The 8,216-nt window shown below is 65.6% G+C and carries 8 protein-coding genes and 1 pseudogene; 2 read left to right on the top strand and 7 right to left on the bottom strand.

What is annotated here, in order from left to right; translation table 11 throughout:
- Nucleotides 1-116: 116 nt before the first annotated feature.
- Nucleotides 117-902: an ABC transporter permease gene (locus Q1K70_RS18445; RefSeq protein ID WP_300162854.1), complete on the bottom strand. Its 786-nt coding sequence runs from the start codon at nt 900-902 to the stop codon at nt 117-119.
- Entirely contained in the window at nt 899-1,822 is a 924-nt protein-coding gene (locus Q1K70_RS18450; protein ID WP_300162857.1) for an ATP-binding cassette domain-containing protein, read from the bottom strand. Before Q1K70_RS18450 ends, Q1K70_RS18445 begins: the two co-directional genes overlap by 4 nt.
- Before the next feature lie 231 nt (nt 1,823-2,053).
- Between Q1K70_RS18450 and tatA the strand changes: the two genes are divergently transcribed.
- On the top strand, nt 2,054-2,305 hold the full coding sequence (tatA, locus tag Q1K70_RS18455) for a twin-arginine translocase TatA/TatE family subunit (RefSeq protein WP_300162860.1): 252 nt from the start codon (nt 2,054-2,056) through the stop codon (nt 2,303-2,305).
- A 226-nt stretch (nt 2,306-2,531) separates the two neighbouring features.
- Here the strand turns inward: tatA and Q1K70_RS18460 are convergent, their stop codons facing one another.
- The 4 genes from Q1K70_RS18460 to Q1K70_RS18475 form a co-directional block, all read right to left on the bottom strand.
- Nucleotides 2,532-3,215, bottom strand: coding sequence for a hypothetical protein (locus Q1K70_RS18460; RefSeq protein WP_300162862.1), 684 nt, complete (start codon nt 3,213-3,215; stop codon nt 2,532-2,534).
- Nucleotides 3,216-3,397: 182 nt separating this feature from the next.
- A complete protein-coding gene (locus Q1K70_RS18465) occupies nt 3,398-4,354 on the bottom strand; it encodes an MlaA family lipoprotein (RefSeq protein ID WP_300162864.1) in 957 nt (318 codons plus the stop codon).
- An 89-nt stretch (nt 4,355-4,443) separates the two neighbouring features.
- Nucleotides 4,444-5,127, bottom strand: a complete 684-nt coding sequence (locus tag Q1K70_RS18470; protein ID WP_300162866.1) for a TetR/AcrR family transcriptional regulator — start codon at nt 5,125-5,127, stop codon at nt 4,444-4,446.
- Between the two features lie 309 nt (nt 5,128-5,436).
- Nucleotides 5,437-6,891 (bottom strand): DEAD/DEAH box helicase, encoded by a 1,455-nt coding sequence (locus tag Q1K70_RS18475; protein WP_300162869.1) that lies wholly within the window; start codon nt 6,889-6,891, stop codon nt 5,437-5,439.
- Nucleotides 6,892-7,206: 315 nt separating this feature from the next.
- On the opposite strand from Q1K70_RS18475, the gene Q1K70_RS18480 reads away from it, so the two are divergent.
- Nucleotides 7,207-8,082, top strand: coding sequence for a DMT family transporter (locus tag Q1K70_RS18480; RefSeq protein WP_300162871.1), 876 nt, complete (start codon nt 7,207-7,209; stop codon nt 8,080-8,082).
- Between the two features lie 4 nt (nt 8,083-8,086).
- Here Q1K70_RS18480 and Q1K70_RS18485 read toward each other — a convergent pair.
- Nucleotides 8,087-8,216, bottom strand: a pseudogene (locus tag Q1K70_RS18485) (IS5/IS1182 family transposase); the annotation flags it as partial.

Consider the following 8,216-nt stretch of genomic DNA (forward strand, 5'->3'; position numbering starts at 1 on the left):
CCGCCCCCCCGCCCCCCGCCGTCCCCCCCCCCCCCCCCCCCCCCCCCCCGGGGGGGGGTGGGGGGGCACCACCCCCCCCCGCCGCCGGAGGCATCTTCGCCTTCCTTCCCCTTCCCTCACCGCACCAACCGTCGGCGCATCCCTGCCAGCGCCAGGGGGATGAACACCACGAAGTATCCGACCAGCGCTCCGACGTTGACGAGCGACCAAGCGTTCAGCCGTCCCAGGCAGGCGGCGCGGCAGAGTTCGGCCAGGTGGTAGAGCGGCATGGCGGCGGCGATGGGCGCGGCCGCGGGCGGCAGCGCGTCGATGGGGAAGAAGGTGCCCGAGAAGAGGAACATGGGCGTGATGACGAGGAAGACGGGGATGTTGAACATGTCGATGGAGGGGGTGATGCTTGTGGTGGCCATGCCGATGGCGCCGAAGGTCAGGCCGCCGAGGAGGGCGATGGGCAGCACGAGGAGCGCCTGGGGACTGGGGGCGTAGCCGAGCAGGGCCACCACGGCCAGCATGAGGCCGGCGGCGATGAGCGACCGGGTGGCTCCCCAGACGATTTCGGCCACGATGATTTCCTCCAGGGACAGGGGCGTGGCCAGCAGGGCGTCGTAGGTCTTCTGGTAGAACATGCGCACGAAGGAGCTGTAGGTGGTCTCCATGAACGCCTGCCACATGGCCGAGACCGCGACCATGGCCGGGGCGAAGAAGCGGATGAAGCCCATGGGTTCGCCGTGCCAGGTGACGTCGGAGACGAGGCCGGAAAAGCCCAGGCCGAAGGCGACTATGTAAAAGAGCGGCTCCAGGATGGGCGGCAGGAAGTTGACGGCCCAGATGCGGCGGTACACGCGCAGGTTGCGCCGCCAGACCGTCCAGAAGAGGCTTGTGAAGCGGGGGTCGGCGTTCATTCGCGAAGCTCCCGGCCGGTTAAGCGCAAGAAAACGTCCTCCAGGGTGGCGGGCCGCAGCAGGCCGTATTCCGGGCAGAACCGGTCGCGCAGAGCCACCAGTTCGGCGCGTTCCCGGCCGTAGACGATGCAGCGCCGGCCCGAGCGTTCGCTTTGCCAGCCGCCCTGGCGCACGGCGTCCAGGAATTCCTGTTCGGGCGTTTCCACCTCCAGCACGTGGCGGCCGACATGGGCCTCGATGAGGCCGCGCGGCACGCCTTCGGCGGTGACCAGACCGTTGTCCACGATGCACAGCCTGTCGCAGAAGCGTTCGGCCTCTTCCATGGCGTGGGTGGTGAGCAGGATGGTCAGGCCTTGGCGCTTGAGGTCGAGGAGCCGGTCCCAGAGGGTGTTTCGCGACTGGGGGTCGAGGCCGGTGGTGGGCTCGTCGAGGATGAGCAGATCCGGGCTGTTGATGAGCGCCCGGGCCAGCATGAGGCGTCTGGCCATGCCGCCGGAGAGCTCTTCGTAGCTGAAGCGTTTCTTGCCTTCCAGGGAGAAGAAGGCGAGCAGCTCCTCGGCCCTGGCCAGGGCCTGGCGGCGCGGGATGCGGAAGTAGCCGGCGAAAACCAACAGGTTTTCGAGCACGGACAGATCCGGATCGAGGGTGTTGCCCTGCTGGCAGACGCCGAGGCGCGCCCGGATACGGCGGAAGGCCTCGGCGATGGGCAGGCCGAAGACGCGCACGCTGCCGGAGGTCAGGGGCGAGAAGCCGTAGACCATGCGGATGGTGGTGGTCTTGCCCGCGCCGTTGGGGCCGAGCAGGCCGAAGCATTCGCCCCGTCGCACGACGAAGCTCACGTCGTCGACGGCGCGCAGCGCGCCGTAGTCCTTGCGCGCCGAGGCCACCTCCAGCACCGGGATTTCGGTTGCGGCGTCCATGCCACCTTCTAACCCAATGTCGCGGGCGCGGCCAGGGGGGCGACGGACTTCGCGCCGGGAGTGAACCTGTCGGTTTCCCGGCATGCCGGGTCGCCTTGCCGGGAGACGACGAATCGCGATCGTGTCAAAAAAACCCGGCGCAGCGAGTCTTTCCTTGCCGCATTGTCACCTCCGGGAAAGGTCGCGAAGGGGGATCCATGTTACCGTTCAGCCCAAAAAAGGAGTGCGAACATGTTTTCCGGACTGCTGCAACCCATGCATCTGCTTTTGATCCTGGGCGTCGTGCTGATCGTTTTCGGCCCGGGCAAGCTGGCCAACGTCGGCCATGACCTCGGCAAATCCATCCGCGAATTCAAGGCCGCCATGGAAGCCCGGGACGTGACGCCCGAGGCCGAGACCGTGAAGCCCGCCCAGGTCGCGGCCGCGCCCGCCGCTACCGTCGTCGCCGAGAGCGCGACCGAGAAGGCCGGCCAGTCCGCCTAACGTCGCGGCCGCGAAACGCACCTCTGGGCGTTTCGCCGGCGACATGCTTGAATGGTTGTTTCCCTTAATAAATACTGTCGTATTTTTTAAGGGACACCCCGGGTGCCCGAACGGATCACGCCCGCGTCGCGGCCAGGGCGGCGGCGCGGCGGGATTCCGGGAAGGCTCGATGGAATGATTCGTTTCCCACGCAAAAAATACCGGCGATTTTTTTAAGAAAGCGGCATCAGCCCTTCTCTTCCTTGTCCAGGCGGATGGAGCGGCGGAAGCGCTTGTCGAGCGTCTCCTCGAAGAATTCCTGCAGAACCCGGCGGTATTTTTTCAGATAATACTGCCGGTCCAGGAATTTCTCCTTGTGACGGTACTTGATGAGCGTCGAGGGGTTGAAGTATTCGGCGGCGTTTTTTCGCGTCAGCACGAAGGGCGGCAACCCCTCCTGGACCAGGATGTAGCTGGCCACCAGCGCTCCCGTGCGGTGGTTCCCTTCCAGAAAGAGCTGCGGCTGGCTCACGGAGAGCACGTAGACGCCGGCCGCCCGTCGGTAGGCCGACTTGTGGCGCTTGCGTTCGTACCAGTCCGAGACCTCGTCGATGCCCTCGGCGAAGCGGTGGCGGGTTTCGAGCAGGTGCGGCCCGTATTCCATGCGCACGCTCTCGTTGCTGCCGCACAGCACGATATGGTTGAGCTCCAGAATGTTGTCGAGGCCCGAGCGCGAGAAGAGCTCGATGCCGGCCTCGAGCAGCTCGTCCACGTAGGAATAGCCCTCGAGCAGGTTGCCGATGATCTGATCGGTGAGCGGCTCGCGGCGCATGAGCAGCTTGGCGTTGATCTCCTCGAAGTGCTCCTGCACGTCGCGAAGGGAATCCTCGATGCGGTCGAGCTCGAGGCGGTAGAGCTTGCGTGCCGTCATGGCCGGGTTCCTTGCGATCGTGTGCTTTTCCCGGCTGCGCGGACCGGTCTCGGGGATGTGCCGCACTCTTGGTCCGTTGTCCATGACGGCGGGATGAAAGTGTCCGCTGCCAAGTCCTTCCGGCTGAAAAATCACTCTCAGCCCTTGCAGGCGCCCCAGTGGCTGCCGCGGGACAGAGGCAGTTAATCCGGGCTAGGCAAGTCTTTTTCTATCTGGTGGGCGCGCCGTTGCATCCAGGCATCACGGACCATCGCGTATTCGTCGGAAACCTCGCGACGCTTCTCGTCCATCGGCAACGAACGAGCGCGGGCATCCGTGAATTGAAAGACATTCAGGCCGTAGGCGATCATGCTGTTGTCCATGTAACTCATCGGCGAAAGAGGCTGGTCGCCGAACATGCCGACCGTATCGCGCACCGTGCGCGGCCCGAGGAGCGGCATCACAAAGTAGCGGGAATCGCGCCACCCCCAGGTAGCCAGCGTCTGGCCGAAGTCTTCGTTGTCCTTCGGCATGCCCACACGGCTTGCCGGATCGAACAGGCCGGCCACGCCCACGGTGGAATTGACGACAAACCGGCCAAGCGTTCGCAGCGTCTTGACGGGGCTCCCTTGAAGCGTCTGGTTGACCGCGGTGCCCGGCTCGCGAAGGTTGCCGAAGAACCGGCCAATGCCGGTCTGCACAGGATTCGGCGCGGCCCTATCGTAGGCGATCGCCAGCGGGCGGATTATGAATTTATCGAAGGCGCTGTTGAAGCGATAGATGCGACGGTTATACCCCTCCCAAGGGTCGTCGACGCTCTGTTGCCCGTAAATGGCTTCAGCATCCTCCGCAGTGGCCGTCGCGCCGGACGCCGCGGATGTCAATGCCCCTGTCGCAGGCGAATCGGAACCCGAATTCTTGCTCGAGGCCGATGCTTCAACTGCCAAGGCAGACGGAGCGACCTGAAGCTCGCTGGCACTTGTGTCATTCGTTTCGTTTGGAACGACAGCGTCTGGGGCCTCTCGCGGCTGGAATGCCGCAGACGTTGCCGGAGGAGCCTCTACGGCGGGCGGCATGGAGGCAGCCTGGGACCAGACGGGCCGGCCGGCGACGGCGGCAAGCGCAAGTGCGACGATCCCAACGAGGCGGAGGGCTTTCATGGGAGTCTCTCCTTTGACCATGAGGAGGGCGGGATTGCCTATGAGCAACGCAATTGCCGGGATTAAAAACGGGAACGCGAGAAGCGGCTTCACTCGCAAGGCGGGCGGCCGTAGGCGCGGAGGAAGACCTCCATCGCCCGCGCCACGGTGGCCGCGATGCGCGCGTCATCCAGCTGGGTCACGACGTTGAACAGGCCGGCCTGATGCACCTCGGATTCCAGCAAGCCGTAGAAATGATAAGCGACGATGTGCGGATCGGCCTGGCGCAGCCGCCCGGCTTCGATGACACGCGCGATGTACTGCGCCAGGTGCGCCACCGCGCGCGCCGGTCCCTGTTCGTAGAACAACCTGCCGATTTCCGGATTCACCGCGGCAGCGATCACCATGCGGACGATGCCAAGGGCTTGCGGTGTATGGAAAGCCTTCAGAACGTGCTGGCCGAATTTCGTGAGTATGGCCGCCACATCCTCTTCGGGGTCCAGCAAGGCGCGGGCATCCACGGCTTCCACAGGCTGTTCCCCGCCCTCGGAGACGCCGCCGCTGCGGTGCAGCAGGGACATCATCTGCCCGCCCTGCGCGTTGGCCATTCGTCGCACGAGTTCCATGAACAATGTCTCTTTCGAGTCGAAGTAGCGGTACAGGGTGGCTTTCGAGCTCCCCGCCCGGGCCGCGATCACGTCCATCGATGCCTGATCGAAGCCCATTTCCTGAAAGACTTCCCGGGCGGCGTCCAGGAAAGCCTCACGGCGGGCTTCTGTCTTTACTCGCGCCATGGCTGCTCCATCCGACTGTTGCGTCGAGCGCCCGCATGGGTTGCCGACACGCTTTTATAAAACGCTACCGTATCGTTTTGTTATTGTCAAGGCCCGCTCCCCGGAGTCTGACAGTGGTCACGCTGCGGGAAGCCGGGTCAGGTTTCGGCAACCACCGGCCTCTGGCGAACTCGCCTCATTCAGCGATAAGAATATGGTATAAAGCTGCGACCTAGTCCTGCCGAGCCGGTGCCGAGATCACGCCGAAATGAAAAAAGCCGCCCCGGACCGGTTCCGGGGCGGCTTGTCATTTGCAACGGGCACTGACGGTTAGGCGGCGCTGGCCCCTTCCTGGAGCTGACGGCGCGGACGGCGGTCGCCCTGGCGTTCGGGCCGGTCCGGGGACAGGCCGAAGGTGGAGCGACGGTCGCCGCCCTGGGGCCGGGCGGCCATGGGCCGTTCGGCCCCAGGGCGTTCCTCGCGGGGACGCTCGGTCCGGGGACGGTCCTCGCGGCCGGCGCGGTCGGACTGGAAGCGGTCGCCGCGCGGCTGCTCGTCGCGGGCGCGGAAGCCGCCCTGGCGGGGCCGGCCGGCGTAGCCGCCCTGACGGCCGCGCGCGGGGCGGTGGGCCGGGGCGGACGGACGGCGGAACTCCTCGGGGTCGGGCTCGAAGCCTTCCACGTTGCGGCGCGGCAGGGGCTTTTTCATGTGGTTTTCGATGGCCCGCACCATGCTCATGTCCTCGCCGGTGACGAAGGTGTGGGCCTGGCCTTCGCGCTCGGCCCGGCCGGTGCGGCCGATACGGTGGGTGTAGGCCTCGGGGGTGTCCGGAATGTCGAAGTTGACCACGTGGGCCACCTGGGACACGTCGATGCCGCGCGCGGCGATGTCCGTGGCCACGAGCACCTGGAAGGAGCCGCGGCGGAAGCCGTCCATGGCGATCTGGCGCTGGCGCTGGGACAGGTTGCCCTGCAGGCAGGTGGCCTTGTGTCCGGCGCGGCAGAGCTGCTGGGCCAGGTTCTTGGCCCGGTGCTTGGTGCGGGTGAAGACGATCACCGAATCCTTGCCGGCCTCGTCCAGGAGGTGGAGCAGAAGCGGGGCCTTCTGGTTGGCGGACACGGGGTAGATGGCGTGCTCGACGGTCGAGACCGGGGCGAGGTGGCCGATGCGCACCGTGATCGGGTCGGTCAGGGTCTCGGCGGCCAGGCCCGAGATGGCCGGGGGCATGGTGGCCGAGAAGAGCAGCGTCTGGCGCTTGGCGGGCAGGGCCGAGAGGATGCGCTTGAGGTCGGGCAGGAAGCCCATGTCGAACATGTGGTCGGCCTCGTCGAGGACCAGCGTCTCCAGGGCGTCGAAGCGGACGTTGCCCTGATTCATGTGGTCCAAAAGCCGCCCGGGGCAGGCCACGACGATGTCCACGCCCTGGCGCAGGGCGCGCACCGGGGGAAACCTGCCCACGCCGCCGTAGATGACCGTGGCGCGCAGGCGCGTGCCCCGGCCGAGGTCCACGCCGGCCTGGTAGATCTGTTCGGCCAGCTCGCGGGTGGGGGCGAGGATGAGCGCGCGCACGCCGCGTTTTTCGGGCTTGGTGGTCATCAGGCGATGGATGATGGGCAAGAGGAACGCGGCGGTCTTGCCGGTGCCGGTTTGGGCCAGGCCCATGATGTCGTGGCCCTCGGCCACATGGGGGATGGCTTCGGCCTGGATGGGCGTGGGGGTTTCGTAGCCGATGCGCGCGATGTTGGCGCAAATCGTCGGATGGAGGCAAAAAGAATCGAAGCTCAAAAGGATATCCTTTGGCAAAAGCGTGTAGCCGCGCCAAATTGTGTCGCGCGGCGGCGATCATGGAATCGAGAAACGGGGGCTGCGGGCCGCGTCAGGATCGGAAGATCGGGGCCAACGGCAGGCGGCCGGGGGGAGCGTCCGTGAATGGGGCGATGGAGTTGCAGCAAGTCCGCATCGCCAGGGACATCACCTCAGGGCCGGGTAGTGCCAACACCGAAGAATACGGGCTTTGCGGCCATTGTCAACAGGCCCGGCAGGAAAGTTCTTGGATTTCTCGAACCGCTGCGATAGCAATCCGAAAACCAAGGATATTTCATGCCCGACCAGAAAAAGGCCACGCGCTACGGCCTGGCCACCGTGGCCATGTGGTCCACCGTGGCCTCGGCCTTCAAGCTGTCCCTGGCCCATCTGACCCCGTTGCAGCTTTTGTTGTACGCCAGCCTGTCGTCATGCCTGGTGCTGGGGCTGGTCCTGTCGCTCCAGGGGCGGCTCGGGGCGGTGGCCGCCCTTTCCCGGGCGCAGTGGAAGCGGTCGTTTCTGCTCGGCGCGCTCAACCCCTTCCTCTACTACACCATCCTTTTCGCCGCCTACGACCTGCTGCCGGCCCAGGAGGCCCAACCGCTCAACTACACCTGGGCCATTACCCTGTCGCTGCTCGCCGTGCCGCTGCTCGGCCAGAAGCTGCGCGGCCGCGACGTCGCCGCCCTGGTGGTGAGCTACTGCGGCGTGGTGGTCATCGCCACCCACGGCGACGTCTTCGGCATGCGCTTCGCCAGCCCTTGGGGCGTGGCGCTGGCGCTCGTCTCCACGGTGGTCTGGGCGCTCTACTGGATTCTGGGGACGAAAGACGACCGCGACCCGGTGGTGGGACTTTTGGCGAATTTCCTGTGCAGCCTGCCGCTGACGCTTCTGGCGGTGCTGTGTTTTTCCGATCCCTGGCCGGGGTCGTTTTCCGGCCTTGCCGGCGCGGCCTACGTGGGCGTCTTCGAGATGGGCCTGGCCTTCGTCACCTGGCTCACGGCGCTCAAATGCGCCGCCAACGCCGCGAAAGTGGCGAACCTCATCTTCCTTTCGCCGTTTCTGTCGCTGGTGCTCATCCACTTCCTGGTCGGCGAGGCGATCCTGCCTGCGACGGTGGTCGGGCTGGCGCTCATTCTGGCGGGGCTGGGGGTGCAGCGGACTGCCAACTAAGAACTTATCCATAAATAATTTTGGTTTTTATTTTCCGCAATGCAATGATTGCCGCCGCCAAATGGATCAATGCTAAATGGGTTGCCCCGAGCTTCTCATACCGAATCGTCAACTTGCGGAACCGGTTGAACCAA

The organism is Solidesulfovibrio sp. (assembly GCF_029978005.1).
Taxonomy (GTDB): domain Bacteria; phylum Desulfobacterota; class Desulfovibrionia; order Desulfovibrionales; family Desulfovibrionaceae; genus Solidesulfovibrio.